The sequence below is a fragment of the Bacillus cereus group sp. MG20 genome, from assembly GCF_040459885.1.
In the GTDB taxonomy this organism is placed as follows: Bacteria; Bacillota; Bacilli; order Bacillales; family Bacillaceae_G; genus Bacillus_A; species Bacillus_A cereus.
Genome location: NZ_JARVHF010000001.1, coordinates 1,748,030 through 1,765,573, shown reverse-complemented (window position 1 = coordinate 1,765,573; position 17,544 = coordinate 1,748,030). Strand labels below are relative to the sequence as shown.

The window sequence follows — 17,544 nt, the reverse complement described above, 5'->3', positions numbered from 1 at the left end:
GAGTAAGAATGATTGGTTTAACTAATAATCAGTGGAGATTACCCCACTGATTAAAGTTTCATCTTATTTCAAAAATGAAAGTTTACGAATGATAGGGAGACGACTTAACTCTTCTTTTCGAATGAGTTTGAAAGTGAAGAGAAGTACGATATAAACAATTGTTGTTAAAGTGATTTCCCATAATGTTTGTATGCCAAGGGAATGAGAGAAAATAATATATTTATGGAGATAAAAACCGAAGGCGCCTGCGATACCGATGGCAAGTCCGCCGAAAATATAGTCTTTTGCGTAAATGGTAAATGTAATCTTTTTTAAAACAGTAGCGTAGTGAAGAAATGTTACTGTTACAATATTTGCAGCGATAGCAAGTGCAACCCCCATCATTTGAAATTCTGGCCTTGATGCTAGTACAAAAATAACGATTAATTTCACGATGGCACCAATAAATGTATTCATCATTGCAGCCCTTGCTAAGTTTAAAGCTTGCAAAACAGAGGTAAGTGGACTTTGGAAATAATGAAATAAAAAGCAAGGCGCAAGAAGTTGAATGAATGCTGTTGCGCTGTCTGATCCATACATAAGAGTTAAAACAGGAGAAGCGAATACGTATAATATAACGACAGACCATCCGCCGGTAATTAATGAAATTCGAAGTGCTTGTTGTAAACGGTGCTCCACTAATTTATGTTGTCTTTTTGCCATTGCTTCACTAATAGAAGGGACGAGCGCTGTAGAAAGAGCGTATGTAATAAAGGCGGGTAGTGATAGAAGCGGGAATGCATAACCGTTTAATATACCGTATTGCTGGGTTGCAACAGAAGCAGCGACACCAGCGATTGCTAAGCTTTGCATAACGACAATAGGTTCAAAAAAATATGAAACGGAGCCGATTAAACGACTTCCTGTAGTTGGAAGGGCAATATCCATCAGAGAATAAAATGTCCCTTTGCTTTCCTTTACAGTAGTGAAAAATCCAGAGCGTATTGATAAATGTTTTTCTCGCTGAAATAACGTGAGTAAAAATAATAAGGATGCAACTTCACCGAGAACAGCTGATAACATAGCGCCGGCTGCAGCGTATTCTATGCCGTAAGGTAAAAATAACTGGATGCATATAGCGATAATGGTAATGCGGACGACTTGTTCTAGAACTTGCGCATAAGCGCTAGGTTTCATGTTTTGTTTCCCTTGAAAGTAACCACGCAAAACAGAAGAAACAGCAATAACCGGGACAACGGGCAAAATGGCCATTAATGGATAGTATGTTCTTTCGTCGGTTAATAATGTTTTTGCTAAAATAGGCGTGAGGAACATAATTCCGATTGTTAAAATGATACTAATAACGGATGTAACAGCTAGTGATACGGTTAATATTTTTTTAACTCTTTGTTTATCGTTTACAGCTTCCGCTTCTGCTACAAACTTTGCGATTGCGACAGGAAGACCAATTTGTGTCAATGTAATTGCTAAAATGAATGTAGGAACGGCCATCATATAAAGACCAACGCCTTCTTCTCCTAAAATACGTGCCATTACTATGCGGTTGATAAAGCCAAGTATTTTTGTAATAAAGCCGGCTATCATTAAAATAAATGCGCCTTTTAAAAAGCTTTGTCTCGTCATGTTCTTCTCCTACCTTCTCAAAATCAATGGAATGATTTACAATAATTTATATGCACGTACGAGACAAGAATGACAAGCATTTAAGAGAGTGAAGTATGATAGTGCTCTTGAAAGTAGTTATTGCTGTCCATTAGAGCGGGATTAAAGCGACTTTTTCGTGCTGAAATAAGAAGGAGATGTTATAAATGTTAGATAGAGAGGCTTTGGTAGAATCATACCGCGGACAGTTACAAGTCGTTTTAGAAAGTAAAGTAGAAGAGTTTCAAATGTTCGGTTACGACCGAGTAACAGATGATGACATTTGGAAGTTTCTCAAAGTGAAAAAGTGGAAGAAGATAGACAGCGATGTTAGATTGTATGAATTAGTTAATGACGTATTAACAGTAAGTACTAATGAATATATGACATATTTAACTGTTGAAGCTTACCAAGCACCGCTTTGGTCATTTGATGAGTACGAAAATAAATAACCGACTGCAATTGGTTTGTTCTTCCTTTTGCAGTATAATGATATGTATTGATAAAGAGGAAATAATTGTGTCTAAGATTATATATAAAGGAGGTAGTGAAGAGGAAAATAAATGATGAAAGTGTAGGGAGTGTAAAAGCTTACCTATACAGCTAGTGATGAGCTAGCAAAAATTATAGAAAGGAAGTCTACTAACTAGGCGTATGCACACGTATAGCAGTGAATCGTAAAAGATTTATTGAAAGTGTTAGTAGCAGAAAGAGGGTACATATGGCAAAGCGTGGTACGAGAATTGCCGCCTTTTTCCTCATCGTCTTATTAATCGGTGGAGTAATTGGTGCGGCAGGAAAAGACATAGCAAAAGGAATTAGTCTAGGACTAGACCTTCGCGGTGGTTTTGAAATTCTGTATGAAGTAAAACCAGCCAAAAAAGGTGATAAAATCGATCGAGACGTACTTGTAAGTACAGTAGGTGCTCTTGAAAATCGTGTCAATGTTCTCGGTGTAAGTGAGCCGAACATTCAAATCGAAGGGCAAGATCGAATTCGTGTACAGCTTGCTGGTGTACAAGATCAGCAAAAAGCACGTGAAATGTTATCAACACAAGCGAAATTAACATTCCGTGATGTGGATGATAACCTTCTTATGGATGGAACGGATTTAAAAGGCGGCGGAGCGAAGCAAACATTTGATGAGCAAGGCCGTGCGAGCGTAGGTCTTACACTAAAAAGCGCTGAAAAATTCCGTGAAGTAACTGAAAAAATTTCTAAAATGCCACCACCAACGAATTTAATGGTAATTTGGCTTGATTTTGAAGAAGGAAAAGATTCGTATAAAGCAGAATCTGCAAAACCGAATCCAAAGTTCTTATCAGCAGCAACAGTAAACCAAGTATTTAACCAAGCTGAAGTATCTATCGTAGGTGGAAACTTCACAGTTGAAAGTGCGAAACAACTTTCATCTTTATTAAATGCAGGTGCACTTCCTGTTGATTTAAAAGAAATGTATTCAACATCTGTTGGAGCGAAATTTGGTCAACAAGCGTTAGAGCAAACGATTTTCGCTAGTGCGATTGGTATCGCTCTTATTTTCTTATTTATGCTTGTATTCTACCGTTTACCAGGACTTGTAGCGGTTATTATGTTAGGTTTATACATTTTCGTTACATTACTTGTCTTTAACTGGATGCATGCAGTTCTTACGTTGCCAGGTATTGCGGCGTTAGTGCTCGGAGTAGGTATCGCAGTTGATGCGAATATTATTACGTACGAGAGACTGAAAGAAGAGCTGAAAATTGGTAAGTCCATGATGTCGGCATTCCGAGCTGGTAACCATCGTTCATTAGCAACAATTTTAGATGCAAACGTTACGACTCTTGCAGCAGCTGGTGTGTTATTCGTTTATGGTAATAGCTCTGTAAAAGGATTCGCAACAAGTTTAATCGTAAGTATTTTAGTTGGTTTTATTACGAACGTATTCGGTACTCGTTTCTTACTAGGTTTACTTGTAAAGAGCCGTTACTTCGATAAAAAACCAGGATATTTTGGTGTGAAACAAAAGGATATTATTCCATTAACAAAAGGTGTAGTGCATCCGCCAACGAGATTTGATCGTATTAACTTCGTGAATATCGGTCATAAATTCCTTATCTTCTCAATTGTAGTTGTAATTGCGGGTGCAATTATCTTACCAATTTTCAAATTGAATCTTGGGATTGACTTTGCAAGTGGTACACGTATTGACTTGCAATCAAAACAAGCCGTTACGGTATCTGATGTTCATAAAGATTTTAAAGAATTGAACATTGATGTGAAGGAAGAAAATATTGTACCGACTGGAGATGACAATAAAGGTTTCGCAGTTCGTACATTAGGTGTTTTATCAAAAGATGAAATTGCCAAAACAAAAACATTCTTCCACGATAAATATGGTACAGATCCAAACATAAGTACAGTTTCACCGACAATCGGTAAAGAAATTGCACGAAATGCATTTATCGCTGTACTGATTGCTTCTGCAGTTATCGTTTTATACGTAAGTATTCGATTCCGATTTACGTATGCGTTATCTGCAGTGCTTGCGTTACTACATGATGCATTCGTTATGGTTGTTATGTTTAGTATTTTCCAACTAGAGGTAGACTTAACGTTTATCGCTGCAGTACTAACAATCATCGGTTATTCTATTAATGACTCAATTGTTACATTTGATAGAAACCGTGAATTATACAAACAGAAAAAACGAGTGCGCGATATAAAAGACCTAGAAGAGATTGTAAATGCAAGTATCCGCCAAACGCTTGGTCGTTCGATTAACACCGTATTAACAGTGTTATTCCCAGTAATTGCACTGCTTATCTTCGGTAGTGAGTCACTACGTAACTTCTCGTTTGCGTTACTTGTTGGATTAATTGTAGGTACGTACTCTTCTGTTTTCGTTGCCTCTCAAATTTGGTTAATGCTTGAAAACCGTCGTTTGAAAAAGGGGAAAAACAAGAAGAAGGTTGAGAAAGTAGAATCTGAACCGCAAGTATAGAAAAGATGATGCCTTATTATGAGGCATCTCTTTTTTCGTTTGTGGATACAATAAGATAGCAACTTTTTGATGGGAAGAAGATGGAAGAAAGTGGTGGTGTTATCGCTGTTTTTGTTAAAATAAAAAGATAGGTTAAGAAAAGAAGGGATTTTAATTATGGAAAAAGATGAACGTTTTAAACAGGCCGAGTTTGGTGCTATTGTCGGGATCGTTGGTAATATTATATTAGCAATTGTAAAGGCGGTAATTGGTTATATTGGGAACAGTAAAGCACTGCTAGCAGATGCGGTGCATTCTGCATCAGATGTAATTGGTTCGCTAGCTGTACTTTTTGGATTGCGAGCGGCAAAGCAGCCACCTGATGAAGATCATCCGTATGGTCATGGTAAAGCGGAATCGATTTCAGCGATTATTGTTGCGGTATTATTATTTATTGTGGGACTTGAAATCGCGATTTCATCTATAAAAGCTTTTTCGCAAGAACTAGAACCGCCGAAAGGAATTACGATTTTTGCTGTTGTTCTTTCAATCGTCGTGAAAGAAGGAATGTTTCAATATAAATTCCGATTAGGGAAAAGGGTAAATAGTGATGCAATTATTGCAAATGCATATGAGCACCGTTCGGATGTATTTTCTTCAATTGCAGCTTTAATCGGTATTTGTGCAGCTATACTCGGTGGTAAGCTTGGTATAGACTGGCTTGTATATGCTGATCCGATTGCAGGATTAGTTGTTTCGCTTCTTGTTGTAAAAATGGCATGGAGCATTGGAGCGGAAGCAATTCATGCAACGCTTGACCATGTTCTTCATGAGGAGGATGTTATTCCGCTTAGAGAAGCAGTTCTTCAAGTAGATGGTGTGAAAAAAATTGGTTCTTTATATGCACGGGAGCATGGTCATTATGTTATTGTCGATATTAAAGTGTCTGTAGATCCATACATTACTGTAGAAGAAGGACACCGTATTGGAAAACATGTGAAAGAAATACTTATGAAACAAGATAATGTACAAAATGTATTCGTGCATATAAATCCGTATTCTCCAAATTAAACATCATTAACATTTTAGTATATAGATATTGCATCGTAGTTTGCATTATATTGTCACCCCTTAATCTGTCTTGTATAATGAACAGGTTAAGGGGTGATTTCGTGTTACAACCGAAGACGCGTTGGAAAGAAAAAGAATATAATGACGAACGAGTGAGTGAATTAGCAAGTAAATTACAGTTATCGCCACTTGTCGTTTCATTATTCCTCGGTAGAGGACTAGATACAGAAGATAAGATTTTAGATTTTTTAAATACAGAAAATCAAGAATTTCATGATCCATTTTTATTAGAAGGAATGGATAGAACGGTAGAACGTGTAAATAAGGCGATTCAAAATGGAGAACAAATATTAATATTTGGTGATTACGATGCAGACGGAGTAAGTAGTACAACTGTGTTATATCTTGCTCTTCAAGAATTAGGTGCAGAAGTAGAATTTTATATTCCAAATCGTTTTACAGAAGGGTATGGGCCGAACGAAGAAGCGTTTCGTTGGGCGCATAGCGCAGGGTTCTCACTGATTATTACTGTCGACACTGGCATCGCAGCAGTACATGAAGCGAATGTAGCGAAAGAGCTTGGAATAGATCTAATTATTACAGATCACCATGAGCCACCGCCAGAATTGCCAGAAGCACTTGCGATTATACATCCGAAATTAGATGGCGGTGTATATCCGTTTCACTATTTAGCTGGTGTAGGTGTTGCGTTTAAAGTTGCGCATGCACTATTAGGCCGTGTACCAGAACATTTATTAGAGATTGCAGTAATCGGTACAGTAGCCGATTTAGTGTCACTTCATGGTGAAAATAGGTTGCTAGTGAAACGCGGTTTAAAACATATGCGTATGACGAAAAATATTGGTTTAAAGGCATTGTTTAAAGTTGCTAACGTTTCGCAAAGTGAAATTACAGAAGAGAGTATTGGCTTCTCAATTGCACCGCGTATTAATGCGGTCGGGCGTTTAGAAGATGCAACGCCGGCTGTACACCTTTTATTATCAGATGATCCTGAGGAAGCGAAAGAGTTGGCCGAAGAAATTGATGAGCTGAACAAACTGCGAAAAGATATTGTAAAGCAAATTACAGAAGAGGCTATCGCTGAAGTTGAAAATAACTTCCCACCAGAAGAAAACAAAGTGTTAGTACTTGCAAAAGAAGGTTGGAATCCAGGTGTAATTGGGATTGTCGCTTCTAAATTAGTTGAACGTTTTTATCGTCCGACTATTGTATTATGTATTGATCCTATAAAAGAAACAGCAAAAGGCTCAGCGCGTAGTATTGCAGGATTTGATTTGTTTGCAAATTTATCAGATTGTAGAGAGTTATTGCCACACTTCGGAGGGCATCCAATGGCAGCGGGAATGACGCTACATATGAATGATGTAGATGAATTACGTCGCCGCTTAAATGAACAAGCAGATGCAATTTTAACAGAAGAAGATTTTATTCCAATTACAGCAGTTGATGTTTTTTGCAAAGTAGAGGATGTAACACTAGCGGCAATTGAAGATATGCAGAAGTTAGCACCATTTGGTGTTGGAAATCCGAAACCACGTATTGCAGTGAAAGATGCAGAGTTAGAAAGTATTCGCGCAATCGGATCAGATGGCTCTCATTTAAAAATGGCTCTTCGTGATGGACAAGCAACACTGGATACAATTGGATTTGGTTTTGGTGCATATGCGAAAGAAATCTCTCCAGTTGCAAAAGTATCTGTAATAGGAGAAGCATCCATCAATGAATGGAACAATTTTAAGAAGCCACAATTAATGGTACAAGATATTGCTATAGAGGCGTGGCAATTATTTGATTGGCGTAGTATGCGTAATGCAGAAGCAAATTTAGCAGAACTGCCGAAAGAAAAAATAACAATGGTGTATTTTTCTGAAGAGGTATTGAATAAATTTTCTTTAGAGGACTATAAAGAAAAGCTTATGCATGCGTCAGAAGTAACGCATTTGGATGATCAATACATCGTGTTACTCGATTTGCCAAGCGGAACAGATGAATTACGTGAGTTATTTAAAGTAGGATTCCCAGCGCGAATTTATACGCTGTTTTATCAAGAAAATAACCATCTATTTAGTACAGTTCCTACGAGAGAACACTTTAAATGGTACTATTCTTTCTTAAGCCAAAAAACACCATTTTCTTTAAGACAATATGGAGAACAACTATGTCGCCATAAAGGCTGGTCAAAAGATACAGTAAATTTCATGACACAGGTGTTTTTTGAGTTAGAATTTGTTACAATAAAAGATGGCGTCATTTTTATGGCAGACAAAAAACAAAAGCGTGATTTAATTGAATCGAACACATATCGTGAGAAAATGAACCACTTACAATTAGAAAAAGAATTGGTTTATAGCACATATCAGCAACTATATACATGGTTTGAAACGATTCGTAATCATAAAGAAGTAGAACAGTTAGGGTAAAGGATTTGTATTTACAAACCTTTTAGATCTGAGGAGGATTCAGAAATATGGATTTCAAGCAACATATCGCAATTGTACCGGATTATCCGAAAGAAGGTATTGTGTTTAAAGACATTACACCTTTAATGAATGACGGTAAAGCATACAAAGCAGCAACAGATGCAATCGTTGAATACGCAAAAGAAAGAGATATCGATGTTGTAGTAGGACCAGAAGCTCGTGGTTTCATTATCGGTTGCCCAGTATCTTATGCGTTAGAAGTAGGATTTGCGCCAGTTCGTAAATTAGGAAAATTACCACGTGAAGTAATTACAGTTGACTACGGTAAAGAATATGGAACGGATGTTTTAACAATCCATAAAGATGCAATTAAGCCAGGTCAACGCGTATTAATTACAGATGATCTATTAGCTACAGGTGGAACAATCGAAGCGACAATTAAGTTAGTTGAAGAGCTAGGCGGAGTTGTAGCAGGGATTGCATTCTTAGTAGAGCTTACTTACTTAGATGGTCGTAAAATGTTAGATGGTTACGATGTATTAGTATTAGAAAAATACTAATCACTATATAGGTAAAACTACGGTGATAAAAAGTACCCGTGAATCTCTTGGAGAGGAGCGGGTACTTTTGTATAATTGAACAAAAAATCATGGTGAAATGTCAGTAAAATCTTTTCCTTTTCACAATTCACAATCATTGGGTTATAATGATAGAATATAATTTATTCTATTAAATAAAGATAAAGTCAATTTTCAATAAAAGGTGATTCGATGGCAAATGAGCAGGTACTAACAGCTGAACAGGTACTCGAGAAAGCAAGTCAATATTTAGCGGATGAAGATATTGAGCTAGTGGCACGTGCCTATGAATATGCACGTGATGCGCATAGCGAACAATATAGAAAATCGGGTGAACCGTATATTATTCATCCGATTCAAGTTGCAGGTATTTTAGTTGATTTACACATGGATCCAGCTACGGTATCAGCAGGTTTCTTACATGATGTAGTGGAAGATACAGAGATTACGTTAGAAGATATTGAACGGGAATTTAACAAAGAAATTGCTATGCTTGTTGATGGTGTTACAAAGCTTGGGAAGATTAAATATAAATCTCACGAACAACAACAAGCAGAAAACCATCGCAAAATGTTTATTGCAATGGCTCAAGACATTCGAGTTATTTTAATTAAACTAGCTGATCGTCTTCATAACATGCGTACATTGAAACATTTGCCTCAAGAGAAGCAGCGTCGCATAGCGAATGAAACGTTAGAAATCTTTGCACCTTTAGCACATAGACTCGGAATTAGTACTATTAAATGGGAGCTAGAGGATACGTCACTTCGCTATTTAAATCCACAGCAATATTATCGTATTGTAAATTTAATGAAGCGTAAACGTGCAGAACGTGAAGAATACTTAGACGAAGTAATGACTGGTATTCGTGAGAAATTAAAAGAAGTTGCAATTCAACCTGAGATTTCTGGAAGACCGAAACATATTTACAGTATTTATCGTAAAATGGCACTGCAAAATAAGCAGTTCAATGAAATTTACGATTTATTAGCTGTACGTGTCGTTGTAAATAGTATTAAAGATTGTTATGCGGTGCTTGGAATTATTCATACGTGCTGGAAGCCGATGCCAGGTCGTTTTAAAGATTATATTGCAATGCCAAAAGCAAATCTATATCAATCTCTTCATACGACTGTAATTGGACCAAAAGGTGATCCACTTGAAGTGCAAATTCGTACGAAAGAAATGCACGAAATTGCAGAATTCGGGATCGCGGCACACTGGGCGTACAAAGAAGGAAAAACAGCAGAAACAACAGGTACATTAGAGAAGAAACTCACATGGTTCCGTCAAATACTAGAATGGCAAAATGAAGCTTCTAATGCAGAAGAATTTATGGAGTCATTAAAAATTGATTTATTTTCTGACATGGTATTCGTCTTTACACCGAAAGGCGATGTAATGGAATTACCACTTGGATCGGTTCCGATTGATTTCGCGTATCGTGTCCATTCGGAAATTGGGAATAAAACAATTGGTGCAAAAGTAAACGGTAAAATGGTGACGTTGGATTATAAATTAAAAACAGGCGACATCATTGAAATTTTAACGTCGAAACATTCATATGGCCCAAGTCAAGATTGGGTAAAACTTGCTCAAACATCTCATGCGAAAAATAAAATTCGTCAATTCTTTAAGAAACAACGTAGAGACGAAAATATTGAAAAAGGCCGTGAACTTGTTGAAAAGGAAGTACGTGGTCTAGAGTATGAGATGAAAGAAGTATTAGCGCCTGATAACTTAAAACGCGTCGCTGAGAAATTTAACTTTGCAAATGAAGAAGATATGTTTGCAGCAGTTGGATATAGCGGAATTACAGCTTCGCAAATTGTTACGCGACTAACGGACAAGTTCCGCAAACAACGCGAAGAAGAAGAAATTGTTGAAGTTAAAGAAGTTCGTAAACCGATGAAAATTCGAAAATGGGATTCTGGTGTAAAGGTAAGCGGTGCTGATAATTTATTAATCCGTTTATCGAAATGCTGTAACCCAGTTCCAGGCGATGATATCGTTGGATATATTACGAAAGGCCGAGGTGTATCGATTCACCGCCGTGATTGTGTAAACGTTCATACAGAAGAAGCTGTAGAACGTTTATTAGAAGTAGAGTGGGAAGGTAGCCCTGAAAAAGAAATTGAGTATAACGTTGATATTGAAATTTCGGGTTACGATCGCCGTGGTTTATTAAATGAAGTACTGCAAGCTGTTACAGAGACGAAAACGTACATTTCAGCTGTTTCTGGTAGAAGTGACCGTAATAAAATGGCAACAATTAATATGTCAATCTCGATTCGTAACTTACAACACTTGAAAAAAGTAGTAGAACGCATTAAACGCGTTCCAGAAATTTATGCAGTACGACGCATGATGCATTAATAGGGAGTGTAGAAAGATGAGAGTTGTTTTACAACGATCAAAGAAAGCGTCTGTCACAGTAGACGGTGAGATCGTAGGACAAATTCCGTTCGGTTTAACATTACTAGTTGGCATTACGCATGAAGATACAGAAAAAGATGCAACTTATATTGCGGAAAAAATTGCAAACTTACGTATTTTTGAAGATGAGAGCGGAAAGATGAATCATTCTGTACTTGATGTAGAAGGACAAGTTCTATCTATTTCGCAATTTACATTATACGGAGATTGTCGCAAGGGAAGACGTCCAAACTTTATGGATGCTGCGAAACCTGACTACGCAGAGCGTTTATACGATTTCTTTAATGAAGAAGTTCGAAAACAAGGATTGCATGTGGAAACAGGGAAGTTCGGAGCAATGATGGACGTTTCTTTAATCAATGATGGTCCGGTGACCTTAATTGTAGAAAGTAAATAGTGTTGATAAAAAAGAGAGGGTTATATAATCCTCTCTTTTTTATACATTGTTGTATGTTTTGTTCATTTATTTGGAATCAATAGCAGTTTCGGTTATGTATAACTCTCTCATCAATATGGAACAATAAAAAGTAAAACATCCATATTGAATGTGAGGGATATACGTATGCGTATGAATGAAAAAGGGCATTCTGTTACAAATGGTGCAAATCAACTGTTTAACGTGAATTTTCATGATTTTATTTCAAAAGAGCAAAATAATACTTCAATGGAGCTTGCTTCCGAGTTTGGGATTTCTCTTCAAGATGTAAAGCGTTTAAAGAAGCAGATTGAACGTTCTTAGAGCACTTGACAATCCTACTTAACAAACGTATAGTAATTTTATATTTACATATGAATATAACCGTTGATAGAGAAGAGTAAATGAGATACACATGGAAAGAGAAGGAATGTCTTAGGCTGAAAACATTTCTGCATGATGACTGATTGAATGACACTCTAGAGGTTTCAACTTGAACGGCATATATGCTTAGTAGGGATGAACGCATATTTAAGCGTTATTAAAAAAGTGGAAGCATACGTGCTTCAATTAGGGTGGCACCACGGGTATAATACTCTCGTCCCTACTGTTTAAACAGTAGAGGCGGGAGTTTTTTTATTTTTATTAAGATTAAAACAATTTGAGGAGGAACTGAATATGTCTATTCAAATCCCACGCGGAACGCAAGATATTCTTCCAGGCACTGTTGAGTTATGGCAGTATATCGAAGGGCAAGCACGCGAAATTTGCCGTCGTTACAATTATAAAGAAATTCGTACACCAATTTTTGAGCACACTGAGCTATTTTTACGCGGTGTTGGTGATACGACAGATATCGTACAAAAAGAAATGTACTCATTCCAAGATCGTGGAGAGCGTAGCTTAACATTACGTCCAGAAGGTACTGCACCTGTTGTACGTTCTTACGTTGAAAATAAAATGTTTGGTGATGCAACACAACCAACGAAATTATACTATATCGGTCAAATGTTCCGTTATGAAAGACCACAAGCAGGTCGCTATCGTCAATTCGTACAATTCGGTATCGAAGCAATCGGCAGTAATGACCCTGCAATTGATGCAGAAGTAATTGCACTTGCTGTTGAATTTTACCGCGGCATGGGCTTGAAAAATATTAAAGTTGTATTAAACAGTTTAGGTGACGCAGCGAGCCGTCAAGCACACCGTGATGCATTAATCGCACACTTTGAGCCACGTATCGGCGAATTCTGTTCTGACTGTCAATCTCGCTTAGAAAAGAACCCACTTCGAATTTTAGACTGTAAGAAGGACCGTAACCATGAATTAATGGCAACAGCACCATCTATTACAGAATACTTAAACGAAGATTCAGCAGTATACTACGACAAAGTTCAAGAACTATTAACGATGATGGATGTTCCATTTGAAAAAGATCCGAACTTAGTGCGTGGTTTAGACTACTACCAACACACTGTTTTTGAAATTATGAGTGAGGCAGAAGGTTTCGGTGCGATCACTACATTAAGCGGTGGTGGCCGTTATAACGGACTTGTACAAGAAATCGGTGGACCAGAAATGCCAGGTATCGGTTTTGCAATGAGTATTGAACGTTTAATTATGGCGCTAAAAGCTGAAAACATTGAATTACCACTTGAACATAGCATTGATTGTTACGTTGTAGCGCTTGGTGAAAAAGCGAAAGACCATGCTGCAAAAGTGGCATTCGATCTTCGTAAAGCTGGATTGTCGGTTGAAAAAGATTATTTAGATCGCAAAATGAAAGCACAATTTAAATCAGCAGATCGTCTAAAGGCGAAATTTGTAGCTGTATTAGGAGAAGATGAGCTAGATAAAGGCATCATTAACTTAAAAGATATGGCAACAGGTGAACAAGAAGAAGTAGCTTTAGATGTATTGGCTTCATACGTAGCAGAGAAATTAATATAGGGGGAACTTACAGTGGCTGAAAGAACACATGCATGTGGAAAAGTAACAGTAGAAGCTGTTGGACAAACAGTTCAATTAAAAGGTTGGGTACAAAAACGCCGTGACTTAGGTGGATTAATCTTTATCGATTTACGTGACCGTACAGGTATCGTACAAGTTGTATTTAACCCAGAAACATCAAAAGAAGCGTTAGAAGTAGCAGAAACAATTCGTAGCGAATACGTATTACACATAGAAGGTACAGTTGTTGAACGTGGTGAAGGCGCAATTAATGACAATATGGCAACTGGTCGTATTGAAGTACAAGCAACAAAAGTAAATGTACTAAATGCAGCGAAAACAACACCAATTATCATTGCTGATGATACAGATGCATCAGAAGATGTGCGTTTAAAATATCGTTATTTAGACTTACGTCGTCCTGTAATGTTCAACACATTCAAAATGCGTCACGACGTAACAAAAACAATTCGTAACTTCTTAGATACAGAAGAGTTCTTAGAAGTAGAAACACCAATTTTAACGAAAAGTACGCCAGAAGGAGCTCGTGACTATTTAGTACCAAGTCGTGTACATGACGGTGAATTCTATGCATTACCACAGTCACCACAGTTATTTAAACAGCTTCTTATGGTCGGCGGATTTGAGCGTTACTATCAAGTAGCACGTTGTTTCCGTGACGAAGATTTACGTGCAGATCGTCAACCAGAATTCACGCAAATCGATATTGAAGCTTCATTCTTAACACAAGATGAGATTTTAGAAATGATGGAGCGTATGATGACGAAAGTTATGAAGGATGCAAAAGGTGTAGAAGTTAGTGCACCATTCCCTCGTATGAAATATGCTGATGCAATGGCTCGCTACGGTTCTGATAAGCCAGATACACGCTTTGAAATGGAACTAACAGACTTATCTGAGTTTGCAGCAGGTTGTGGCTTTAAAGTGTTTACAAGTGCTGTAGAAAGCGGCGGACAAGTAAAAGCAATTAATGCAAAAGGTGCTGCAAGTAAATATTCTCGTAAAGACATCGATGCATTAACTGAATTCGTGAAAGTATACGGTGCAAAAGGTCTAGCTTGGCTTAAAGTTGAAGAAGACGGCCTAAAAGGACCGATTGCGAAATTCTTCGGTGAAGAAGATGCAAATGTGTTAATGAGCACATTAGAAGCTACTGCTGGCGACTTATTACTATTCGTAGCAGATAAGAAGAGCGTTGTTGCAGATAGCTTAGGCGCACTTCGTTTACGTCTAGGTAAAGAGCTTGAGTTAATTGACGAAAGTAAATTTAACTTCCTATGGGTAACTGATTGGCCACTTCTTGAGTACGATGAAGATGCAGATCGTTATTTCGCAGCTCACCATCCATTCACAATGCCATTCCGTGAAGACGTTGAGCTACTAGAAACAGCACCAGAAAAAGCACGTGCACAAGCATATGACCTTGTATTAAACGGTTATGAGCTTGGTGGTGGATCACTTCGTATTTATGAGCGTGACGTACAAGAAAAAATGTTCAAAGCACTTGGATTCTCACAAGAAGAAGCGCAAGAGCAATTCGGATTCTTATTAGAAGCATTCGAATACGGTACACCACCACACGGCGGAATCGCATTAGGTTTAGATCGTCTTGTTATGTTACTTGCAGGCCGTACGAACCTTCGTGATACAATTGCATTCCCAAAAACAGCAAGCGCAAGCTGCTTATTAACAGAAGCTCCAAGCCCAGTTGCAGAAGCACAGCTTGAAGAGTTAAACTTAAAATTAAGCTTAAAAGAAGAGAAGTAAGAATAGGGTCTAGATGGTTATACTATAACCATCTAGACTTTTTTAATGGATAATTAAAAGAAGAAACAAAATCCCGGTTTACACTATGTTTTCATTATCGAAATATGTATTTTTAGGAATTCTATAACTTTTTCTATACAAATAGTCGGAAAAACGCTAGAATACATGGTAGACCATTTTTGTAATAGGAGTGTAGAGCTGAATGTTACATCAATTTTCACGTAATGAATTAGCCTTCGGTAAAGAAGGACTTGAAATATTAAAAAATAGTACAGTCGGTATTTTAGGAATTGGCGGCGTAGGTTCATTTTCAGCTGAAGCGTTAGCGCGTTCTGGAGTAGGACGTCTCGTATTAGTTGATAAAGACGTTGTAGATATTACAAACGTAAACCGTCAAATTCACGCTTTAGTATCTACTGTAGGACGTTCAAAAGTAGAATTAATGAAAGAGCGTATTGCAGACATTAATCCGGAATGTGAAGTAATTGGATTAGAAATGTTTTATACAGATGAAACATATGAAGAGTTCTTTAAACACGGTTTAGATTTCGTAGTGGATGCATCTGATACGATTACGTTCAAAATCCATTTAATTAAACAATGTTTACGTCGTAAAATTAAAATTATCTCATGTATGGGTGCAGCAAATAAAATGGACCCAACTCGTTTCCGTATTGCGGACATTTCTAAAACACATACAGATCCAATTGCGAAAGTAATTCGTACGAAGCTTCGTAAAGAGGGTATTAAAAAAGGTGTAAAAGTTGTCTTCTCTGACGAAAACCCAATCGTAATTCGTGAAGAAGTACGTAAAGAAATCGTACCAGACGAGAATGCAAAAATTCGTAAAGCGAAATTACCGCCTTCATCAAATGCATTCGTACCATCTGTGGCAGGCTTAATTATGGCAAGTCACGTTGTACGTGAACGTATTAAAAATGTAGAAGTGAAACGTGTAGGGCAAGAATAAAAGAAAAGCATATATCCATTTTGGATATATGCTTTTTTATATGTATTAAAGAAATATGGATATTTGCATCACTACTAGTTCAAATGTAAGTAAGGTTAGTAAGTAATAATCATATTTATCTGATTTATAGGCGGATGTCTTTTTTAGACTGTTAATGGTGAAAAGAGCTAAAGTCAGGACGAGAAGGCCAAGAGTTATTTTGAAGATTATTAATGAAATAGCAAGCATCTCCCTTTAAAGGTATATGGTTATAATAATATTTTAGTGAAAATTATCCAATATGTTTTAGGAGTTTTCTTGTATGACAGGGAGTAATGTTATTGTAAATCTTTGTCATTAAATCGATCTCCTTTATTGAATCGTTGATATATTGTAAGTTGTGATAGATATATTTGAAAAATCGTTGATATATTGTAAGTTGTGATAGATATATTTGAAAAATCGTTGATATATTGCAAGTTGTGATAGATATATTCGAAAAACCGTTGATATATTGCAAGTTGTGATAGATATATTTGAAAAACCGTTAATATAATTTCATTTACCGACATGTATATATATGGTTTACCGAAAACAAACAAGGATGTCACTTAGTCAAAAAAAGTGACATCCTTGTTTTTAATTCTCTGCAGAATATATAATATCTAAATTTCCATTTTGATCTGTTTTGAAAATGGGAGCAATATGTTCTTCTTGTTCTTCAACCGAAACAAGTTTTCGAGCGCGATCCATAATTCGAACAAGCATCGCGTAATCTTCTTCGATTGCTTGTTGTTTTTTTGTGAGTACCGCTAATTTCGTTTCAAGTTCATGATTCGTTTTTTGCAGAGAAGTGAGCTGAGCTTGTAATACATCATTTTCAGTTTGCAACTTTGCAAGTGAAGGATTGTTATGTTCTAAATTTTGTAAAAATGAGATGACATTTTGCATTGTAAGATCTTGTTTACTTGGCGTAATATCTTCTGAAAAATCGGCGTCAATTACGAGTTGTTTCGTTTTCGTGAACCGATCTTTTTCTATATTAGCTTCAGAACGTTTTAATTCTTTACGGTGTTTTTTTGCAAGCTGTACCGCATCTTCGTAATTCGGTCTTACTTCAGCATTCCATCTAAAACCACAAGCTGCGGAAGTGCGGTTTAAAGCGTCGCCAACTTCATCAAACGCTTTTATTTGTGTACTTCCGCTGCGAATATGTCGCAAAACAGTTTCTGCTAAAAGGAGATCATCTTCTTTTGTCCATGCATCTTGACGTGTTTTCATAAGCGAAGCCTCCATAATGGTGACGTTTT

Annotated in this window: 13 protein-coding genes and 1 other annotated feature; of the genes, 11 read left to right on the top strand and 2 right to left on the bottom strand. The window is 37.1% G+C overall.

Annotated elements, in window-relative coordinates; translation table 11 throughout:
• Positions 1 to 63 precede the first annotated feature (63 nt).
• The gene (gene spoVB / locus QCI81_RS09035; RefSeq protein WP_000198301.1) at positions 64 to 1,623 is read right to left on the bottom strand and encodes a stage V sporulation protein B; all 1,560 of its coding nucleotides are present in this window, start codon (positions 1,621 to 1,623) and stop codon (positions 64 to 66) included.
• A 185-nt stretch (positions 1,624 to 1,808) separates the two neighbouring features.
• Here spoVB and QCI81_RS09030 point away from each other — a divergent pair, with 185 nt between their 5' ends.
• From QCI81_RS09030 to QCI81_RS08980, 11 genes are all read left to right on the top strand, one after another.
• Complete coding sequence (locus QCI81_RS09030; RefSeq protein ID WP_000886979.1) at positions 1,809 to 2,093, top strand: post-transcriptional regulator; 285 nt, start codon at positions 1,809 to 1,811, stop codon at positions 2,091 to 2,093.
• Positions 2,094 to 2,362: 269 nt separating this feature from the next.
• Complete coding sequence (secDF, locus tag QCI81_RS09025) at positions 2,363 to 4,627, top strand: protein translocase subunit SecDF (protein WP_353810669.1); 2,265 nt, start codon at positions 2,363 to 2,365, stop codon at positions 4,625 to 4,627.
• Positions 4,628 to 4,783: 156 nt separating this feature from the next.
• On the top strand, positions 4,784 to 5,677 hold the full coding sequence (locus QCI81_RS09020; protein WP_000409746.1) for a cation diffusion facilitator family transporter: 894 nt from the start codon (positions 4,784 to 4,786) through the stop codon (positions 5,675 to 5,677).
• Positions 5,678 to 5,778: 101 nt separating this feature from the next.
• Positions 5,779 to 8,118, top strand: a complete 2,340-nt coding sequence (recJ, locus tag QCI81_RS09015) for a single-stranded-DNA-specific exonuclease RecJ (RefSeq protein WP_071729597.1) — start codon at positions 5,779 to 5,781, stop codon at positions 8,116 to 8,118.
• A gap of 47 nt (positions 8,119 to 8,165) precedes the next feature.
• Complete coding sequence (locus QCI81_RS09010; RefSeq protein WP_000346217.1) at positions 8,166 to 8,678, top strand: adenine phosphoribosyltransferase; 513 nt, start codon at positions 8,166 to 8,168, stop codon at positions 8,676 to 8,678.
• 210 nt (positions 8,679 to 8,888) lie between these two features.
• On the top strand, positions 8,889 to 11,072 hold the full coding sequence (gene relA, locus QCI81_RS09005) for a GTP diphosphokinase (protein ID WP_001262795.1): 2,184 nt from the start codon (positions 8,889 to 8,891) through the stop codon (positions 11,070 to 11,072).
• A 16-nt stretch (positions 11,073 to 11,088) separates the two neighbouring features.
• Positions 11,089 to 11,529, top strand: a complete 441-nt coding sequence (locus QCI81_RS09000) for a D-tyrosyl-tRNA(Tyr) deacylase (RefSeq protein WP_001266965.1) — start codon at positions 11,089 to 11,091, stop codon at positions 11,527 to 11,529.
• Between the two features lie 165 nt (positions 11,530 to 11,694).
• Entirely contained in the window at positions 11,695 to 11,871 is a 177-nt protein-coding gene (locus QCI81_RS08995; RefSeq protein ID WP_001242605.1) for a hypothetical protein, read from the top strand.
• A 54-nt stretch (positions 11,872 to 11,925) separates the two neighbouring features.
• Positions 11,926 to 12,156: a binding site (T-box leader), on the top strand.
• Positions 12,157 to 12,225: 69 nt separating this feature from the next.
• Positions 12,226 to 13,497 (top strand): histidine--tRNA ligase, encoded by a 1,272-nt coding sequence (gene hisS / locus QCI81_RS08990; protein WP_071729599.1) that lies wholly within the window; start codon positions 12,226 to 12,228, stop codon positions 13,495 to 13,497.
• Positions 13,498 to 13,509: 12 nt separating this feature from the next.
• On the top strand, positions 13,510 to 15,285 hold the full coding sequence (aspS, locus tag QCI81_RS08985; protein ID WP_000840885.1) for an aspartate--tRNA ligase: 1,776 nt from the start codon (positions 13,510 to 13,512) through the stop codon (positions 15,283 to 15,285).
• A 202-nt stretch (positions 15,286 to 15,487) separates the two neighbouring features.
• Positions 15,488 to 16,255: a tRNA threonylcarbamoyladenosine dehydratase gene (locus tag QCI81_RS08980; protein WP_000903182.1), complete on the top strand. Its 768-nt coding sequence runs from the start codon at positions 15,488 to 15,490 to the stop codon at positions 16,253 to 16,255.
• Positions 16,256 to 16,873: 618 nt separating this feature from the next.
• Here the strand turns inward: QCI81_RS08980 and QCI81_RS08975 are convergent.
• Positions 16,874 to 17,515: an RsfA family transcriptional regulator gene (locus QCI81_RS08975; RefSeq protein WP_353810668.1), complete on the bottom strand. Its 642-nt coding sequence runs from the start codon at positions 17,513 to 17,515 to the stop codon at positions 16,874 to 16,876.
• Positions 17,516 to 17,544: the final 29 nt, after the last annotated feature.